This is a genomic window from Faecalibaculum rodentium (assembly GCF_001564455.1).
GTDB lineage: Bacteria > Bacillota_I > Bacilli_A > Erysipelotrichales > Erysipelotrichaceae > Faecalibaculum > Faecalibaculum rodentium.
In genome coordinates this window covers 1-18,839 of sequence record NZ_CP011391.1, presented here as the reverse complement: position 1 = coordinate 18,839, position 18,839 = coordinate 1, and the positions used below count along the sequence as shown (strand labels likewise).

At 45.1% G+C, this 18,839-nt stretch carries 15 protein-coding genes and 1 other RNA gene; 2 read left to right on the top strand and 14 right to left on the bottom strand.

The window, feature by feature from the left end:
* Positions 1–2: 2 nt before the first annotated feature.
* The gene (locus aalo17_RS00080) at positions 3–1,244 is read left to right on the top strand and encodes an FtsW/RodA/SpoVE family cell cycle protein (protein ID WP_067553907.1); all 1,242 of its coding nucleotides are present in this window, start codon (positions 3–5) and stop codon (positions 1,242–1,244) included.
* A gap of 132 nt (positions 1,245–1,376) precedes the next feature.
* On the opposite strand, the gene aalo17_RS00075 is transcribed toward aalo17_RS00080, so the two are convergent.
* Both aalo17_RS00075 and aalo17_RS00070 read right to left on the bottom strand, forming a co-directional pair.
* Entirely contained in the window at positions 1,377–1,622 is a 246-nt protein-coding gene (locus tag aalo17_RS00075) for a hypothetical protein (RefSeq protein ID WP_067553904.1), read from the bottom strand.
* Positions 1,623–1,811: 189 nt separating this feature from the next.
* Positions 1,812–2,582, bottom strand: coding sequence for an NAD(+)/NADH kinase (locus tag aalo17_RS00070; protein ID WP_067553900.1), 771 nt, complete (start codon positions 2,580–2,582; stop codon positions 1,812–1,814).
* Between the two features lie 63 nt (positions 2,583–2,645).
* Between aalo17_RS00070 and aalo17_RS00065 the strand changes: the two genes are divergently transcribed.
* Complete coding sequence (locus aalo17_RS00065) at positions 2,646–3,206, top strand: CYTH domain-containing protein (RefSeq protein WP_067560001.1); 561 nt, start codon at positions 2,646–2,648, stop codon at positions 3,204–3,206.
* Here the strand turns inward: aalo17_RS00065 and aalo17_RS00060 are convergent.
* The 12 genes from aalo17_RS00060 to dnaA all read right to left on the bottom strand — a co-directional run bounded on the left by aalo17_RS00060 (position 3,203) and on the right by dnaA (position 18,839).
* Positions 3,203–3,760 carry a hypothetical protein gene (locus tag aalo17_RS00060; RefSeq protein WP_236940489.1) on the bottom strand — a complete coding sequence of 186 codons (558 nt, stop codon included), beginning with the start codon at positions 3,758–3,760 and terminating at the stop codon, positions 3,203–3,205. The genes aalo17_RS00065 and aalo17_RS00060 overlap by 4 nt on opposite strands.
* A 1,214-nt stretch (positions 3,761–4,974) precedes the next feature.
* Entirely contained in the window at positions 4,975–5,568 is a 594-nt protein-coding gene (gene recR, locus aalo17_RS00055) for a recombination mediator RecR (RefSeq protein ID WP_067553897.1), read from the bottom strand.
* Between the two features lie 11 nt (positions 5,569–5,579).
* On the bottom strand, positions 5,580–7,310 hold the full coding sequence (dnaX, locus tag aalo17_RS00050) for a DNA polymerase III subunit gamma/tau (RefSeq protein ID WP_067553894.1): 1,731 nt from the start codon (positions 7,308–7,310) through the stop codon (positions 5,580–5,582).
* Between the two features lie 51 nt (positions 7,311–7,361).
* Entirely contained in the window at positions 7,362–7,859 is a 498-nt protein-coding gene (gene tadA, locus aalo17_RS00045) for a tRNA adenosine(34) deaminase TadA (RefSeq protein WP_067553890.1), read from the bottom strand.
* Between the two features lie 28 nt (positions 7,860–7,887).
* Positions 7,888–7,974, bottom strand: an RNA gene (gene ffs, locus aalo17_RS00040) — signal recognition particle sRNA small type.
* 36 nt (positions 7,975–8,010) lie between these two features.
* Positions 8,011–9,306: a serine--tRNA ligase gene (gene serS, locus aalo17_RS00035; protein WP_067553887.1), complete on the bottom strand. Its 1,296-nt coding sequence runs from the start codon at positions 9,304–9,306 to the stop codon at positions 8,011–8,013.
* 854 nt (positions 9,307–10,160) lie between these two features.
* Positions 10,161–12,734, bottom strand: a complete 2,574-nt coding sequence (gyrA, locus tag aalo17_RS00030; protein WP_067553884.1) for a DNA gyrase subunit A — start codon at positions 12,732–12,734, stop codon at positions 10,161–10,163.
* A gap of 8 nt (positions 12,735–12,742) precedes the next feature.
* A complete protein-coding gene (gyrB, locus tag aalo17_RS00025; RefSeq protein WP_067553882.1) occupies positions 12,743–14,701 on the bottom strand; it encodes a DNA topoisomerase (ATP-hydrolyzing) subunit B in 1,959 nt (652 codons plus the stop codon).
* Positions 14,688–15,794, bottom strand: a complete 1,107-nt coding sequence (gene recF, locus aalo17_RS00020) for a DNA replication/repair protein RecF (protein ID WP_067553879.1) — start codon at positions 15,792–15,794, stop codon at positions 14,688–14,690. The genes gyrB and recF overlap by 14 nt, the downstream gene beginning before the upstream one ends.
* A complete protein-coding gene (gene yaaA, locus aalo17_RS00015; protein ID WP_067553876.1) occupies positions 15,791–15,994 on the bottom strand; it encodes a S4 domain-containing protein YaaA in 204 nt (67 codons plus the stop codon). Before yaaA ends, recF begins: the two co-directional genes overlap by 4 nt.
* A gap of 145 nt (positions 15,995–16,139) precedes the next feature.
* Entirely contained in the window at positions 16,140–17,258 is a 1,119-nt protein-coding gene (gene dnaN / locus aalo17_RS00010) for a DNA polymerase III subunit beta (RefSeq protein WP_067553873.1), read from the bottom strand.
* Positions 17,259–17,486: 228 nt separating this feature from the next.
* Positions 17,487–18,839, bottom strand: coding sequence for a chromosomal replication initiator protein DnaA (gene dnaA / locus aalo17_RS00005; RefSeq protein WP_067553870.1), 1,353 nt, complete (start codon positions 18,837–18,839; stop codon positions 17,487–17,489).

Sequence of the window (18,839 nt, the reverse complement as noted above, 5' to 3'; positions counted from 1 at the left end):
GGATGAAACATACCGTTCATATCGGCAGGTTGACATTGCGAATGGACTTTGGTCTGGTGGCGATACTGCTTCTGATGGGTCTGACCAGCTGTTTCGCTTTGTACAATGCATTCAATCTGATACGCGATGGATCCGGCATGAGCAACCTCATCAAACAGATTTTCTGGTATGCAGTGGGATTCGCGGTGATGTTTATCATATCCAGTCTGAACAGAAAGATGCTGATGCGAATCATTCATAAAGCCTATACTGTTTTGATGATCTGCCTTCTCTACCTTCTGGCTTCCAGCATTCTGTTCCGGCTGACCGGCCACTCGCTTCCTTTCTCTCCCTGGATCAATGGTGCATTTTCCTGGTTCCGTCTCGGTGGTCTCGGGTTCCAGCCAAGTGAATTCATCAAAATTGTTCTGATTGTCATGGTCTCTGAAATGCTGGCCAGATACTGGAAAACACATACCAGCCCGACCATCCAGGATGATATGCATCTTCTCCTGCAGATTGCCCGGATTGCCCTGCCTCCGCTTGTACTGATTTTCCTGCAGCCTGATACCGGTGTCTGTATCATCATCGCCTTTACACTGCTGGTTCTGATTCTCTGTTCCGGCCTTCGGCGGGAGTATATCTGGCTGATCGTCATTCTGGCTGCCTCAGTCATCGCTCTCTTTTTCTATCTTTACTTTTTCCAAAGAGAACTGATGGTTACACTCTTCTCATCCTACCGGCTGCAGCGCATCGATGCATGGCTGGATCCTGAATCACATATCCTCGGATCCTCCAACCAACTGTATACGGCACTTCTCAGTCTTGGCAGTGCCGGGCTGACTGGATACGGGCTTCAAGCAAACATTATTGCGATTCCGGAAGCCCATACCGATTTCATCTTTGCAGCCTTTGGCCAGTGCTTTGGTCTTCTGGGAACTGTGTTCATCCTTCTTGTCTGCCTTTTGCTGGATCTGTATTTATGCAAAATCGCCTACAATATGAAAAAACCTGCTGACCGGTATATCACCATTGGTGTGATCGCCATGCTTCTCTATCAGCAGATTCAGAACCTGGGAATGATTGTAGGTCTGGTTCCAATCACAGGTGTCACACTGCCTCTGATTTCCTACGGAGGAAGCTCCATTGTTTCATATTTCATTGCATTTGGTCTCATACTCCGAGCCAGTCCCAATGCCCGAAAAGAGTACAGAATAGGCAGAAAAAACAATCTGATGGCTGTCAGAAGAATGCAAAAAAGCTGAAGTTCAGGTTCCAATGTCATTCGCTTAACCAAGGCTATCTCCCTGTGGCTTGAATGACTGCTTTAGTCAGGGTGCAGACTTTTTATCCGGAATGAACCGCACTGTGGTTTATTCCGGTTTTTTCGTGACTGATTAGCTTTGAGAGGTTTTTTCATGATGAACAGCACGAACATCTTCCGGGAAGAATTCACAGATTTCACTGTTCATCACTTTTTTCTGCATGGCAGTAAGAAAAGTAATGAGTTTGTCCGCTGTCAGTTTCCGTTTTCGGGTCAAATTTGCGACTGGATCCAGACAGTATGGAGCGGTATTTTCGCATACGAGAGACAGAGCGAAGTAATCCTTTAAAGCTGGGCCGACTGGGCAAATTGAATTCATAGGTAAATACCTCCCTTCAATTTCCTGCGGATTATCGATTAAGGCCGGATTTTGTTTGTCAAGCCGTTTCTTGATTTTAAGAAGAAGTATAAAGACAAAAGAGCCTCCGATTATCGAATTAATCGGAGGTTCTGTGGTTATTCACCCTTAAGTGAAGGACATTGGTTCAGGTTCTTCAGCTTTTTTGTTTCAGTACAGATTTTTCAGGCGCCGAATATACGAATAGGGCCTGTACCTGACAAACCTTACTTTCTGTTTTGAAAGCCGGATGATGACACCTGTTTCTCCGTCAGGTTTATATTTCAGATTATCATATGAACATACTACATCATGCATCGGCTTTGTCTTCAGTTCTATTGTTCGGCTTCCTTTCATGACATAGGGATTCCGTAATGTATGGTGATTGTGATGAGCAATTGGCATGATTTCTGTAAGCTGAAGGATGCTCAGGCCATCATCTACAATGGCTCCATTCAATGACCGGTTGATTCCTGTGCTTCCAGGCTGTGTGCTGACGCAGATTCCAGATCCATTGGAGCGTTCGAAGAACTCACCATCTATGCTGACGTCGAGAGTAAGCGTCTTCGTGATGGATTCAAGGCGTATTTCATTCAAGGCTCTGAGGACCAGATCCTTCTCCGGAAACACAGCCTCGACCAGCCGGCATTCTTCGAATTCTGCATCTCCGGCCAGAAGCTGGAGCATCTCATCCATTTCATCTGCTGTAAAGTCTGTGAAGAATCCCAGGGTTCCTGTATGTATTCCAATGAACGCCACTGTATCAAGCTGGTCAATATATTCGTGAATTGCACGGAGCATTGTCCCATCACCACCAATGCAGAAAATTCTCTCAGGATATTCTGCATCTTCCTGCCAGGTTATAGCTTCGAGTTTCTTTCTCAATTCACAGGCGAGTCTCTGTGAATGGATATCCCCGCGGTCTACCAAAGCAAAGCGCATAGTATCCCTTCCTTTCTGTTTCGGATAACAGTACTATTTTAACAGAAACGACAGGTGATGAATATGTATGATCAAATCGAACGGGAACTGAAAATTCTCGTAAACAAAGAGCAGTTCTGCCAGATACTCCATTCATATGACTTTGGAAAACCAGTTCTGCAGACCAATGTATATTTTGATGATGATCAGGGATCTGTAAGAAAACTGGGGGCATTGCGCATTCGTACGATTGGTGAGCAGCATATATTTACGTTGAAAATCCGAAGGGACTCCATTACACAGACTGAACTGGAAAAGAAGATACCAGTTGATTCCATCCGTAATATTCAGGACCCTGAAATTCTCGGCTGGCTGAAACAATATGGTATACCGCTTACCGTGAAGCCCTTTGCTGTATCACAAACCAAACGGTACGTATTACATCTCCCGTCAGCAGAGTTATGTCTGGACGAAACGGCATTTGGAATTCACAGAAACTATTTGGATTATGAAATTGAATATGAATATACAGAAAGCCATGACGGGATTGAGAAATTCAACAGAATACTCTCTAAGATCGGATTGGAATATACAAAAAATGCCCCGTCCAAGCTGGCAAGGGCAGTTTCATATGCTGATGTCTAAAACTTGTGGAGCAATCGATAAATAAAGGATTTTGAGTTGTACTCTTCTTCCTTTTTTTTTAGTTCTTCATATTTCGAAGAAATGGATTCTGTATCCGATAACTGTGTTTTCAATTTTTGATTCTCAGACTCCAGTTCAGATATTTTTTCATCTTTTGTCTGAGTTTCAAGCAGATATGTTTTCTTGGAGTTTTCAAGCTCCAGAAGAAGTCTTTGATTGTACAGCGTTTCTATCTGGGAAAATGCTTTCTCTTTTTCATCTATGATAGCTTTGAGTTTTTCATTTTCATATCTGAGTTCCATTTCCACTGCAGAGACTTCATGTTTCTCTTTCCGAAAATATGTACTCAGGCGTTCAACTCCTTCTGCTTTTATGGTGATCCGTCTGGTTTCAGGATTTTTATATTTCCAGTCCTTGTCAGGATTGTCCTTTACCAGTTTCGCGATTGCTTTATCCACTGTATTCCGTGATTTGTTGAAGTGCTGGCAGATCTGGGCAATGTCCATATCATAAAAAACATCTATCGTTTTATCTGAATCCGTCAAACCAATCACTTCCTTTCATCACAGCATCTTACGTATTTCTTAGGATTGCGGTGGCATTATATCATAGCTCTTCCGGACATTCTATGATTTCATATGATACTTGACAGTTGAGTATTATGCCTTAGCCCGATATTCTCTGCAATTCAGATACATTATATGAATATCTCTACATATGGAATCCGCAATCATATGAACAAAGAATTTTCAGAATTTTCCCTTGTTTTTGTCTGTTACCGGAGACTCATAGATATGACTTTCATGTCCAGTTCTATAGATACTAATACTGCTATACCACAGAAGTCATATGATTACTATCGAGAAAATCATACATATATAAACGAATTGTATGTTGGGGATCCATTTCCAGCTTCGATAGTCATATTAAAGAAGCATTCATGGTGATCGGGCTAATCTACAGCAATCTGAATCTGAATATTCCCATCATGTCATATGATTCATATTCACTGTTCATATTAGATTTTAGGAATTCATCATTTTCATATTCTTGTCATATATTTTAATTCGTAAAAAACCGACTAATGTTGCTGTAAGTGTATTCATCTAACTTTTCAATCTAGGGGTATCTATTGAATCAGAATGCTGTCAGGTCAAGTTTTCTTACTGTCCTACTTTATTCATATGATTGGTAAGATTTTGGCAAATACTGCAGGATAAATCATACAGTGTAATGTCTTATTGCTGCATCTTTTCATATTCTATTCATATCTAAGACAACACCTATATTTCAGTGAGTTTCGTTGTCTTATTCTGATTTGATTTTACTGAGGCAATAATGAGTGTTTCATATTCCACTCATATTGTTTTCAGATGAAAGAATACCTGTCTGACAATTCTTACGAATTTGCTTATACTTGATTGCCTCTTATGCCGTCTGGTCACTCTTTAAAGGAATTATTCATATGAAAATAACGTTCTTTTTTCATGGTACCATCATTTCATATGATTTATATATCTCTTTGGATTATGTAATGTGATTACTCTTATGACAATAATAGGATAAAACAACAGTCTGAAATCCATCTCTGTAGCTTAGGTTTTCTCCCATTAATGGTGCCGTAAGGCTGTAAAACTGTAGAACTATCAAAAGACGTCTTTTCTCAAGCTCATATATTATTCTTATGATTCATCAGAAAGTATGCCATTTTATAATATCCGCCCATATGAAAAAGGAGAGTTCCAGATGAGCTCTCCTCTTTTTGCTTCTATTCACTTTGAGCATTGGTTCTACCTTGAAATGCTCTTTGAAGAGTTCTTGCATCGGAATAATCCAAATGGCCTCCCATAGGAATACCGTTCGCTAATCGTGTGACTTTCACTTTTCCCTGCAGCAGTTTTGTCAAATACAATGCCGTTGTTTCTCCATCAACGGTGGGTTCAGTGGCCAGAATCACCTCATCTATATTTTCATTGATACGTTGAATCAGTGTATCTATGTTTAAATCTGACGGCAGGACTCCCTTAGCCATATTTATGGTTCCATTTAATACATGATATTTTCCATTGAAGACCCCGGCTGACTCAAGGGCCTGAAGATCTTTTGGTGACTGCACAATGCAGATCAAATGGTCCGTTCGGTTTGGATCTTTGCAGTACTCACATTCATCTTCATCACAGAGATTTCCACAAATACGACATGTATGAATTTCAGATATTTGTTGCAGACTCCTCTCTACTTCTTTTCTTGTTTCCTCATCCCAATTCAGAGCTTCAAAAGCGTACCGCTCTGCTGTTTTCATCCCAACACCTGGAAGCCTTCTGAATGCGGCAATCAGATTTTCGAATTTGGCAGGATACATAGTTACTCCTTTCAGTCATTTATGATTTTCAGATTTGGAAACATCACCCGAAGTTCCTCCTCTGTAGATTTCATATGACCAACATCTACTTCACATGTTTGAATGGCCGGGGCTGCAGGGAATGTTCCTGATTTCATACATGCCCTGAATGTATCCAGTACTTCTTTATATCTGGATGCTGACACTGCAATCACGGCTTTCCTTGTCCCTGTGAGCAGTTCCATGAAATCTTCAAAGCCTTCAGCTTTCTGGAGATCATTGATCGCGTCTGACTCCATCTGTTTTGAAGTATATACGATTATATAGTTACTGCCAGAAGCTGCAAGCTTCGCATTGGCAACTGCTCTCGCATATTTTCCTGACTGCAGAGAGCCACTGAATGTCATACGGGTTTTCCATGCTGACATATCCTTTTCGCGTAAAGATTTATCAGCTGTATGAAGAAGACCGACAATCTGGTCATTCGTATACTCTGGTGTTTCGAGTGGATCAGGTGTCGCTTTCTTCTTCAGAGATGTTTCACGTGAAACATCAGATTCTGATTTCACATTCTGCTTCTCAGTGACAGGTTTATTTACACTTCCAGCCGTTTTGGAATCTGATTCACCGATATTTTCCGATAAATTTCTGACAGGTATCTGAACGGGAACTGATGAATCATATTCAGAATTGATTGTTTCATGTTGTACGTACTTCAGAAGGACAGCCTCCAGATAATCCAGGACGCTGGATGCATGGGAATATTTTGGATATACATCCATGAGTTCTTTCAGGAAACGGGTTCTGAATTCTATGGATGCTTTTGAGAATGACGCCTGCAGCAAATGTTTTCTTTCCTCTGACAAAAGTGTAGTTTCAGAAGAGCAGGAATAAATCAGGCTATCCTTTACCAGTGTGATCAGGTCAGCAGTGAACCGTTCGAGATCCATTCCGTTGTCATACAGGGTCTTGATGGCATTTATAAGCTGATCAGCCTGGCCGCGCTGCAATAAGCCGAAAATATCGCTGATGTCAGCATCTGAAACAACGCCATACACAGCTCGTATATCTTCAGCTGTTAAATGCTCAGGCTCGTATGCAATACACTGATCCAGAATAGATAATGCATCTCTCATCCCTCCATCAGAAAGCAGGGAAATCTGTTCAGCAGCTTGCTGATCCAGTACTGTTCCTTCCTTCTCTGCAATCTGCAGCAGCCTCTGACGGATTTCATTCTGAGGGACCTTTTTAAAGTCGAATCTCTGACATCTGGACAGAATGGTTGGCAATACCTTATGAGGTTCTGTTGTTGCGAGAATGAATACGACATGAGCCGGAGGTTCTTCAATTGTTTTTAGAAGAGCATTGAACGCTCCTGCCGTCATCATATGGACTTCATCGATTATATAAATTTTGTATTTACCCATCATTGGGGCATACTTTACTCGTTCAACAAGATTTCTGGCTTCTTCCACACCATTGTTGGAAGCAGCATCAATTTCCACAATGTCCGGATGATCGACAGCCATACAGTTTTCACAATGCCCGCAGGGCTTCAATCCATCGGAAGTACAGTTGAGCGCTCTGGCAAATATTTTGGCAGCGGATGTTTTTCCAGTTCCCCTGGGACCGCAAAACAGATATGCATGTGAGATTCTGTCGTTCTGAATCGCGTTCTGAATCGTACGGACAATCTGCTTCTGACCTGCCATATCCTCGAAGACCGCTGGTCGATATTTTCTGTATAATGCCTGGTAGGCCATAAGCATCCTCCTTTTCGTTACATATTATAACGTAAAAGCAGGCTTCCATTTTCAGCACCCGAAGCCTGCCTGTATTTTCTTTTTCTGCTTTGTTCTCTGTCGTTTCTGTCTGAAAAAATCGCGCAGCAGTCTACCGCACTCCGTTTGAAGACATCCGGAGTCTACTGCCGGATGGTGGTTGAATTCCGGTATTGAAAATACATTCAGACAGGATCCGACACATCCGCCTTTAGGATCACTGGCTCCGAACACAACTCTTGATACTCTCGACTGTACAAGAGCACCTGCACACATGCAGCACGGCTCCAGTGTGACATACATTGTGCAGTCATCCAGTCTCCAGCTTCCAAGATATTCTGCCGCTTTACGGATAGCCATGATCTCAGCATGACCTGTGGGGTCCTGAGTCTCTTCACGCGAATTCCAGCCCCAGGCGATGATTTTATCATGTTTTACGATTACACAGCCAACTGGAACTTCATCCAGCTGTGCCGCCCAACGGGCTGCCGTCATTGCTTTGTGCATATACCATTCATCATTGTGTTCCATCTGAATGCCTCCCGCTGTAAAAGGTATAAAAAAACTGCCGCACATAACAGAGCATTACTTAGGGCTGCTTAGTTCCCTATCTGACCCGGTTCATAAGATGCTATTGCAGCAGCAGATTCAATATATCATTTCCACAAAAAAAAGGGAAGGATTACTCCTTTCCCTTTGGCATCAGAACGGACTTTCCACCCATATATGGCTGAAGAGCTTTCGGAATCCGTACAGATCCATCGGCCTGAAGATTGTTTTCCAGGAAAGCAATCAGCATGCGGGGAGGGGCTACACAGGTATTGTTCAGAGTGTGAGCGAAATACTTGGAGCCGTCTTCGCCGCGAACCCTGATTTTCAAACGCCGCGCCTGTGCATCTCCCAGATTCGAGCAGCTGCCCACTTCAAAGTATTTTTGCTGCCTGGGACTCCATGCTTCCACATCCACAGACTTTACTTTCAAGTCTGCCAGATCACCTGAACAGCACTCCAGTGTTCTCACCGGGATGTCCAGGGTCCGGAAGAAATCCACAGTGTTCATATACAGTCTGTTAAACCAGTCTGCACTGTCTTCCGGTTTGCATACAACGATCATTTCCTGTTTCTCGAACTGATGAATTCGATACACTCCCCGTTCTTCAATCCCATGGGCCCCTTTTTCTTTTCTGAAACACGGCGAGTAGGAAGTATATGTATAAGGGAGATTCTTTTCTTCAAGAATCTGATCGATGAATTTTCCAATCATGGAATGTTCACTTGTTCCAATCAGATACAGATCTTCTCCTTCGATTTTGTACATCATTCCATCCATCTCGGCAAAAGACATCACTCCGGTCACAACATTGGATCTGATCATATACGGTGGAATTACATATGTGAATCCCCGGTCAATCATAAAATCCCGGGCATAGCTCAAAACAGCCGAGTGCAGTCTTGCTATGTCGCCCATCAGATAATAAAAGCCGTTTCCGGATACTCTGCCGGCACTGTTCAGATCAATACCATCAAAAGTCTCCATGATTTCTGTATGATAGGGGACTGCAAAATCAGGTGTGACAGGTTCTCCAAACTTCTGCAGTTCAACATTTTCTGTGTCGTCTCTGCCAATCGGTACAGAAGGGTCGATCATCTGAGGAATCTGCAGCATTTTGGATGTTACAGAATCTCTCAGTTCATTTTCCCTCGCAGTCATTTCTTCCAGTCTGCCGGCTATTTCAGATACTTCTTTTTTTACGGTTTCGGCTTCTTCCTTCTTACCCTGTTTCATCAGAGATCCAATTTCTTTGGACACTGTTTTTCTTCTGGAACGGAGCTGGTCTGCTTCCTGCTGAATAATTCTCAGTTCCTGGTCTTCTTCAATCACCTGATCAACAAGTACAAGTTTATGATCCTGAAATTTTTTTCTTATGTTTTCTTTCACTGCATCCGGATTCTCCCGGACAAATTTTATATCAAGCATGTTCCCTCCTGTTGTCTGCAGTGATTATATCACAGGGAAAAACCGGCCAGTCGCAAGGCAGATATCAGCCTGTGATCGGGATGTTTTCTCTCCACCCAGAAGATTTTGACCCTTTACCGAATCATACGCACAGACAGGCAGAGAAGCTTGTAGAAAGCCAGATTCTGTACAAATTCAGGAGCAGAAAACTGTAGTAAATTCCGATATGATTCAGCCGAAACAATCGAACAAGAACCGATTGCATCTTTGACGTACCTCCTGTGATAAAGGTCATTCTCAGGATCTGAGGATCAGCAAAAAAGCGAAAGACAGTCTTGGGTATTTGTTATTTATACTTTTATAAGCTTTATCTCTGTCTGTGATTCCGATTACAGACCTGAAATCCAGAAAGAACATACAGCTTGTGTCCTTTCATCCGGCAGTCTAGAAGTGACAGAATCAGAAATGTCTAGAATGTCAGGTAATTGTTCCCTGGAATTTGGAATTGCAGGACAGAGCGAAGCGGAGAACAGAAAACCTGCAGCAGATGGATCCTGTGTTCTTCATCAAACAGAAACATCTGCTTTATTGATTTCTGATGCCCTGGATCTATGAAAAGCACTGGCTATATATCCTCAGTTTTCTGAATGAGCCGGCTTCCTGTTTGGTATACAGGAATATCCCTGATCTGTACCAGATAATGCGGTTATGGAAAGAAGAAGCTGAACAGAATACACAATCAGCATATATCAACTTTTATAAAGAAAACCCCCTCACAAAAAGGGGGTTCTTTGAGTATCTCAATCCATTATCTGATTTTCAGACCCGTGTTCATTTATGCATTCTGGACACAGACCACAAATCCGTGAAACTAATCACTCCAGGGAAGAATCATCTGAACCGGTTTCAATCGATTCATCCACTTCCAGATCACCGGTATACACGTTCTCTTTCAATTCATCCTGTTCGGATTGACCGCTCTCTTCCTCGGAAATATGTATTTCCGCAATCTCTTCATCTTCAGGATGAACCAGTGACAGTCGGGTCACAGTAGCACCATCATTCAGATTGATCAGTTTGAGTCCCTGGGTCTGTCGACTGTACAAGCCCACATCTTTCAGGCTGATTCTGATCATGATGCCATCACTTGCAACAATCATTGCATCTTCATCTCCATGAACTGCCATGACAGAAACAAGAGGTCCTGTTTTTTCAGTCATATGAATGGCATACATTCCTTTTCCGCCGCGGCTCCGCCTGGTAAATTCTTCCACTGATGTCCGTTTGCCAAATCCATTTTCACTGACTGAAAGAAGGGTGTCGCCTTCATGTGTAAGAGCCAGCCCAACCACTTCACCACCATCTGTATTGAAGCCCGAAACTCCGGCAGCAGTGCGTCCCATCATCCTGATTTGCGATTCGTGGAACCGGATGGCCTTCCCCTTGGAGCCGGCAATGATCACATCGTCATCACCTGTAGTTCCCTTTACGAACTTCAATTCGTCATCCGGTCTGAGACCAATCGCTATCTTGCCATTCCGGTTGATCGAATCAAATTCACCGACAGCTGTCCGCTTCACGACACCGTTTCTGGTCACAAAAATCAGGCTCTTGAATCCTTCTTTGTTTTCAGGAACCGGCAACAGTGTCCGAATGCTTTCTCCCGGCTGCAGATCCATGACATTGACAATCGGGGTACCTTTGGCTGTGCGGGAAGCATTGGGAATATTATAGCCTTTCAGGCGATAAACGCGGCCTTGATTGGTAAACAGAAGCAGATGGCTGTGAGTCGACATGGAAACCATATGTTCCACGTTGTCTTCATCATTCAATGTCAGTGACTTGATGCCTTTTCCGCCTCTGTTCTGGGCATGATACATGCTGACAGGCTGGCGCTTGATATAACCGGATGCTGTCATGGTGATGATCACATGTTCTCTGGGAATCAGGTCCTCATCATCCATATCCACATAGTCGGTCGATATTTCAGTACGTCGCTTGTCGCCATACTTCTGTACGATTTCGGTCAAATCATCTTTGATGATCTGCACAACACGTTCTTCCCGATTCAGAATATCTTTGTAATCTTCAATAGCCTGGATCAGGGCATCATATTCAGATTCAATTTTGTCCCGCTCCAGACCGGACAGCCGCTTCATCTGCATAGCCAGGATGGCTCTGCTCTGTTCATATGAAAATCCAAATTTCTCACAAAGCTCTGCATTTAAACCCGCTTCATCGCTCCGGCTGTTTCTGATGGTTGTGATGATCTCATCCAGATGATCCAGTGCAATGCGCAGACCTTCCAGTATGTGTGCACGCTCCTGTGCTTTTTTCAGATCGAACGCAGTTTTCCTTCTGATCACTTCCACCTGATGCTCAACATAATCGCGGATGATTTCCTTCAGACTCAGCTGCCTCGGCCTTCCGCCTTCCAGTGCCAGCATGTTGATTCCAAATCCGGACTGCAAAGGTGTCAGATGAAACAGCTGGTTCAGTATCACGTCTTCCTGTGCATCCTTTTTCAGATCCATGACAATCCGGATGCCTTCTCTGTTGGATTCATCGTTCAGGTACGTGACGCCCTGGATCGCCTTGTCCCGGATCAGAGCAGCCATCTTCGCAATCAGGCTGGCTTTGTTCACAGAAAAGGGGATCTCATAAAAGACAATCCGTTTTCTTCCACCTGTGAGCTCTTCCACACGATACCGGGAACGGACCTGTAAAGAACCACGCCCTGTCTCATAGGCCTGCCGGATACCCTTTCTGCCAAGAATGATGCCCCCTGTCGGAAAATCAGGTCCCGGCAAAAATTCCATCAGTTCCGGGATCGTGATATCCGGATTATCCATATAGGCACAAACTGCCTCAGCTGTTTCTTTCAGGTTATGCGGAGGAATGTTTGTGGCCATTCCCACAGCGATGCCCATGGAACCATTCACAAGCAGATTCGGTATTCTTGACGGAAGAACCACGGGTTCCTTTTCCTCACCATCATAGTTGTCCACAAAATCCACTGTGTCCTTGTTGATATCACGCATCATTTCCATGGAAATTCTGGACATACGGGCTTCTGTATACCGCATGGCTGCAGCTTCATCTCCATCCAGAGATCCAAAGTTGCCATGACCATCCACAAGTGGATATCGATAAGAGAAATCCTGTGCCATTCGTACCATGGAATCATACACTGCCGTATCACCATGGGGATGATACTTGCCTATGACTTCTCCAACAATTCTGGCACTTTTCTTGTGTGCAGACCCCGGGGTCATATTCAAACTGTTCATCGCATGCAGAATACGTCTGTGAACCGGCTTCAAGCCGTCCCGTACATCCGGGAGCGCACGCTGCACGATAACGGACATAGAATAATCCAGGAAAGAATCCTTCATTTCACTGGCAATGTCCACAACCTCATATCCGTTGTTCTTTTCCAATTCGTCCATGTGTCCTCCTAGTAATCAAGATTGGCGTAGACGGCGTTTTCCTGGATAAATTCACGCCGCGGATCCACATCGTCTCCCATCAGCATACTGAAAACCGAATCAGCATCCATCGCATCGTTGATGGAAACCTTTTTCAGGATTCTCTGCTCAGGATCCATTGTAGTTTCCCACAGCTGTTCCGCATCCATTTCCCCCAGACCTTTGTATCGCTGGATTTTCACACCATCTCCAAATTCAGAAAGAATGGGTGCCATTTCCGCATCTTTATAGGCATACGCCACTTTCTTGCCCTTCTGGACCTTGAACAGCGGCGGCTGTGCAATATAAACATACCCGCCTTCGATGACAGGTCGCATAAATCTGTACAGGAAAGTGAGCATCAGCGTCTGAATGTGGCTTCCATCCACATCCGCATCGGTCATGATGATGATTTTGTGATACCTGAGCTTGGAGACATCCACATCATCCTGTACGCCGCATCCGAAGGCGGTGATCATGCTGCGGATTTCTGCATTTTCGAAAATACGGCCGATTCGGGCTTTCTCCACATTCAGGATTTTTCCTCTCAGCGGAAGAACCGCCTGTGTTTTTGCATCCCGTCCCTGTTTTGCGCTGCCTCCGGCGGAGTTGCCCTCGACAATGAAAATTTCACATTCTTCCGCATCCTTGGAACTGCAGTCCGTGAGCTTCCCCGGCAGAGAGGTAATTCCATCCAGAGCCGACTTCCGTCGTGTCAGTTCCCTGGCCTTTCTGGCAGCAACGCGTGCCTTGCTGGCCACCATGGCCTTTTCCACGATGGTTTTGGCTGCTGCGGGATTTTCCATGAAGAACCGGGTGACTTTCTCCCCGACAATGCCTGACACAATTTTCCGGACTTCCGAATTGCCCAGCTTGGTTTTGGTCTGTCCTTCAAACTGAGGATCCGGATGCTTGATGGATACAATCGCAACCAGCCCTTCCTTTACATCATCCTGGGTCAGACTTTCGTCGGCTTTGATCATTTTGTTGTCCCTGGCATACTTGTTGATCACACGGGTCAGGGCCATCCGGAATCCGTCTTCATGGAAACCGCCTTCATGGGTGTGAATGTTGTTTGCGAATGAGTAGATCTGTGTCTGGTACCCGTCATTGTACTGCAGGGCTGCTTCTGCAAAGATTCCATCCTGCAGGCCTTCAACATAAATCACGGGCTCGGATACCACTTTTTTTCCTTTGTTCAAAAAGGATACATATTCGATGATACCGCCCTCATACTTGTAATCATGTTTGACAGGGGGGTCACACCTCTGGTCAGTCAGTGTCAGCCGTATGTCTTTGTTCAGGAATGCAAGCTGCCTGAGGCGTGTATTCAGCTGCTCGAAATCATAGACTGTCGTTTCTGTGAATATGGCAGGATCGGCCTTGAACCTAACAAGAGTTCCGGTTTCCTCTGTGGCCCCGGTCTGTCTGAGTGGCGCCACGGTATGGCCTCCATTCTCAAACCGGATGAAATACTCTTTTCCACCCTGAAAAATTGTCACTTCCATCCACTCGGAAAGAGCATTCACCACTGAAGCGCCCACTCCATGCAGACCTCCGGAGACCTTGTATGCACCTCCACCGAACTTTCCGCCGGCGTGCAGTACTGTCATGATGGTTTCAACAGCGCTCAAACCTGTTTTTTCATGAATTCCCACAGGCATTCCCCGGCCATTGTCCCTGACAGAAATCACATTGCCTTCTTCTATCACCACATCGATCTGACTGGCATATCCGGCCAGGGCTTCGTCTATGCCATTGTCCACGATTTCCCATACTAGATGGTGAAGACCTCTCGAGCTGGTGGATCCGATGTACATGCCGGGGCGCATTCTGACAGCTTCCAGTCCGTCAAGAACCTGTATATCGTCTGCGGTATAGGAGTGGTCAACAAAAGTCGCTTCGTTTTCCAGTTCCTCGAACCGTTTCTTTTCTTCACTGTGACTCATTCTGTTTGTCCTTTCCGTTGATTTCCTTTTTGATATGATGCACGCAGACCATCCGGTTTCCAAAATCTGCCTGAACCGGTTCGGCTGCAGTAATAAAAACCTGCATATTCTGAGGGATAAGATCGATCAGTTTCTGTCTCCGCACCGGATCCAGTTCACTGAACACATCATCCAGCAGGAAAACCGGATACTGGCCGGTTTTTTCCTGAATGATGCTGCACAGCGAAAGCTTGAGGGCCAGCAGAGCTGACCGCTTCTGGCCCTGGCTTCCGACGGCAGACATCGGATAGCCATTCAGCAGAAAAACAAGATCATCCTTATGTATACCGTCTCCTGTGACAGAAAAGCGCAGATCCCGTTCTCTGGTTTTCCGGTACAGATCTTTCATCTGTGTTTCGAGATTTCGTTCCGTATCCACAAAGGTCCTATACTGAATTTTGAGATGTTCTGTCCCTCCGGAAAACACAGGATAAAATTCCCGGAGTCTTTCATTCAGCCGGTTGACGAATCCCTGCCTTTGACGGATCACCGTTCCCTGCGTATCCACAAGCTGCTCTGTAACTGTCTCCAGCAGGAATGGTTCGGGCTGTTTTTTTTTCAGCAGTGCATTCCTGTTTTTCAGGAGTTTCTGCGTCGTCCGCAGAGCAGAAGTATAACTTTGAGAAAGTTTGACCAGTTCGGTATCCATGAACCTTCTTCGAAGAACCGGTGCTCCGGAAAAAAACATCATGTCATCGGGAGAAAACAGAACCGCGTTCAAAGTACCGACGAACCTGGAAAAGGAAGCAACCGGATTGCCGAAGCGGAACAGCTTCTTTTTTCCGGCTTCGTGATGAATCCGCAAGGGTTCCCTGATTCCTCCATGTTCACAGACAGCATCAATGGAAAAGGATGGCTGCCCATGTTCAGTCAGATCACGCAGATTTCGGGTTCTGAAAGACCTGAGATTTGAAATATAGGCAATGGCTTCAATGATATTCGTTTTTCCCTGCGCATTGGCTCCTTCGAGAATGTGGATGGCACCTGGTTCAAACCGGAACACCGATTCATGGTAACTGCGGAACTGATGCAGATGAAGTTCCAGAAGATTCATTGGATATGAATGATTTTTCCGCCTGTCTCCACGGTATCACCGGATCTGATTTTCCGTCCGCGTCTGTCATCCTTCTCGCCGTTCACCAGAACGGTTTCCTGTGTCAGATAAGCCTTGGCTTCTCCACCGCTGGAAACGATGTTACACACTTTCAGAAGCTGAGACAGGGTGATGTACTCGTCTTGTAGTTCTATCAGCATAAATTCACCTCATCGTAGTGTATTATACTATAAAATGATACATTTTACCATGATGGAATAAGAATTTACAAGTATAATCGCTATCCAGCATAAAAAAAAGCAGAGAATGCGGAATTCTCTGTCATTTTGGATGATTGTTTTTCCTTCAGTCAAAAGAACGAACCGGAACCACCACCATCAACGTGCTGGCATCTTTTGTATCCATGATCCGAATGGGCTTGAGCTGCCCTGAAAATGCAAATTCCGTCTGCTCCCCCTTCAAAGCCTTCAGGGCATCCAGAACATAACTTCCGTTCAGGGTCACACTCATGGGTTCACCGGTCCAGCTTGCGTTTTTCAGACGTTCATCTGAATTTCCGATTTCTGCAGCCCGGACCTTTATCCTTACAGCCTGTTCACTGCAGTCCAGCTTGATGAGATGCACATTGTCGTTTTTCATGAAGTTGGTACGGTCGATTGCCCGGAAAAGTTCCTGTGTATCAACTGTCAGGCGGCTTACAAATTCTGTCGGAATGATCCGGTCCACAGGAGGGAAGGTTCCATCCAGAAGCCGTGACTGAATGATGGTTTTGCCGAAGACAAACTGTATTTTTCTCCTGTCCGCAAATATGTCGATGGAATCTGAATCAGACAAAGACTTCATGACCTCATTCAATGTCCTGGCTGAAATTGTAATGTCAAATGTCTGATCCTGATTCAGCTGCAGGGTTTTACGGGCCAGACGATAGGTGTCTGTTCCACTGCAGTGCAGCTCATTTCCCGCAATCCGGAAATTGACTCCGGATAAAACAGGACGACTGTCCTTGTCGGAGCAGGCAAAGGCCGTACTTGAGACAATTTGTCGGAATTCATCCGGAGAGAGCACAAAATGTCCCTGCGGCCTCGAAAAATCGATAAAAGGGTATTCGTCGGCCGATGAACTGTTGATGTTGAAGGTGCCGTTCTCGGTTGTCAGTCTGACAAGAGTGTAGTCCATCAGTTCCATGCCGACTGTATCGCAGTCCAGTTTTCGGACAATGTCCAGAATGTATTTTGATTCCACGCAGACAGAGCCTGTGGATTCGATTTGCAGCCGGTTCATTTCTCCAGGTGTAATGGCAGTCTGAATGGCGACATTTGAGTCGCTTCCGGTAAATACAATCCGGTCCTCCCTGACATCGATCAGGATTCCTGAAAGAGCAGGCAATGGAGAAAAAGGGCTGACAGCCCGGGCTGCAGTGGACAGTTTATCCTGCAGATATCTTCGGTCAATGCTGAATTTCATACTTTCCTCCGGATCTATGTAAGACGCTGTTTTTCGAGTGCGTTTTTCTCGTTCGCCGATAATCTTAACACAAAAAAATTGCAATAGGAAAAGCAGTTTCTGCGGTTGTTGCAGATTACATTTTTCTTAAGTCATAACAATAAGGCGGGGGAAAACAGGGGAAAAACCGGTCAACCCTGCATTCTGAGGCGTCTTTCGGTCATTTTGTCGGGGGATAACCCCGGGGATTCACTGGAGAGATTCCTGGATCCTGGTTACAGCAAGTGAAAACGCCTGATCCTGTCGTATCAGTTTTTCTGCCCGCTCGTAGGAGCTTGCGATTGTCTTGTGATCCCGTCCACCGAGCTGCTGACCAATCTGAGAATAGGAAGTGTGAAGAAGTTCCCTGGCCAGATACACACAGATATGACGGGCATTCACGATGGCTTTCTGCCTGGATTTTCCCTCGAGATCAGAGCAGGTCAGTCCATAGAAATTTGTCACAGCCTTTTCGATCTTGTGCAGAGTCAGTTCCTTCTGTCTATCCACTATTGGTTCATTGACCAGAACGGCTTTGGCAAACGCCGTATCGATGACCTCGGGATTTTCGAGAGTGGCGGAAAATATCAGACGGTTGAGCGAACCTTCCAGGTTTCTCACATCATTGGAAAAAGTGCTGGCCAGATAGTCAATGACATCATCCTGTATCCTGATCTGCTCTTCTTTTCCCTCGATCCGTTTTCTCAGAATGGCGCGGCTGGTATCGAATTCCGGCCGGCTGATGGAAACAGTCAGCCCGGATGTGAATCTGGATATGAGGCGGGCCTGAAGGCCGGACAAATCCTGCGGATGAATATCCGATGTCATCATGACCTGCGTATTTTGAGAGATCAGTTCGTTGTAAACAGTGAAAAATATTTCCTGACTGCTTGATCGCCGAAGATTCTGAATATCATCCAGAAGGAAAAAGTCACAGTCAGTGAGTCTGCTTTTGACTGAATCCACAGTCTTTGACTTCATAGCTTCAATGAGCAGATCCACGAATGTGTTTGCATCCATATAGATGACTTTGTCTTCCGGGCGGTTGAGTCGAAGCCAGTTTCCAGCTGCATGCAGCAGGTGTGTTTTTCCCAGTCCGGAATTTCCATAAATCATGATGGGATTGAAGGCTCGTATCCCGGTCTGAATGCAGCTGTTGTAGACGGCTGCATAGGCTTCCTTGTTGCTGGTTCCTTCCACAAAGCTGTCAAAGGTGTATTCCGGATTGAATCTTGCCTGAAGAAGAGGAACCGATGGTGTAGCCGGTGGAGTGGAAGGAAAAGATGGAGCAGGTTCCGTCTGCTGCTCCACCCGGTCTGTCAGCTGCAGGGAGACAGGGGTTCCTGTCTGTTCGCACAGAAGTGTTTCAAACAGAGCCTGTTCCTGACGGAGAATGGACTGCGTGATTCTTGAAGGACAGTAGACTCTGGCGGTCTGCGGGTCCAGATATATCAGACGTGTCCGTGAGATCCAGTCCCGGCATGTCACCGGATCGATTTCCCCTTGGGAACGTACTGATTCGAGGATATGTTGCCAAATCTGATCAAGATCCGGAGAGTTCAT

Excerpts from the sequence above, each read along its gene's own strand:
- aalo17_RS00080 (WP_067553907.1), top strand. The coding sequence starts at position 3 with ATGAAACATACCGTTCATATCGGCAGGTTGACATTGCGAATGGACTTT.
- aalo17_RS00075 (WP_067553904.1), bottom strand. The coding sequence starts at position 1,622 with ATGAATTCAATTTGCCCAGTCGGCCCAGCTTTAAAGGATTACTTCGCT.
- aalo17_RS00070 (WP_067553900.1), bottom strand. The coding sequence starts at position 2,582 with ATGCGCTTTGCTTTGGTAGACCGCGGGGATATCCATTCACAGAGACTC.
- aalo17_RS00065 (WP_067560001.1), top strand. The coding sequence starts at position 2,646 with ATGTATGATCAAATCGAACGGGAACTGAAAATTCTCGTAAACAAAGAG.
- recR (WP_067553897.1), bottom strand. The coding sequence starts at position 5,568 with ATGTATCCTGCCAAATTCGAAAATCTGATTGCCGCATTCAGAAGGCTT.
- dnaX (WP_067553894.1), bottom strand. The coding sequence starts at position 7,310 with ATGGCCTACCAGGCATTATACAGAAAATATCGACCAGCGGTCTTCGAG.
- tadA (WP_067553890.1), bottom strand. The coding sequence starts at position 7,859 with ATGGAACACAATGATGAATGGTATATGCACAAAGCAATGACGGCAGCC.
- serS (WP_067553887.1), bottom strand. The coding sequence starts at position 9,306 with ATGCTTGATATAAAATTTGTCCGGGAGAATCCGGATGCAGTGAAAGAA.
- gyrA (WP_067553884.1), bottom strand. The coding sequence starts at position 12,734 with ATGGACGAATTGGAAAAGAACAACGGATATGAGGTTGTGGACATTGCC.
- gyrB (WP_067553882.1), bottom strand. The coding sequence starts at position 14,701 with ATGAGTCACAGTGAAGAAAAGAAACGGTTCGAGGAACTGGAAAACGAA.
- recF (WP_067553879.1), bottom strand. The coding sequence starts at position 15,794 with ATGAATCTTCTGGAACTTCATCTGCATCAGTTCCGCAGTTACCATGAA.
- yaaA (WP_067553876.1), bottom strand. The coding sequence starts at position 15,994 with ATGCTGATAGAACTACAAGACGAGTACATCACCCTGTCTCAGCTTCTG.
- dnaN (WP_067553873.1), bottom strand. The coding sequence starts at position 17,258 with ATGAAATTCAGCATTGACCGAAGATATCTGCAGGATAAACTGTCCACT.
- dnaA (WP_067553870.1), bottom strand. The coding sequence starts at position 18,839 with ATGAACTCTCCGGATCTTGATCAGATTTGGCAACATATCCTCGAATCA.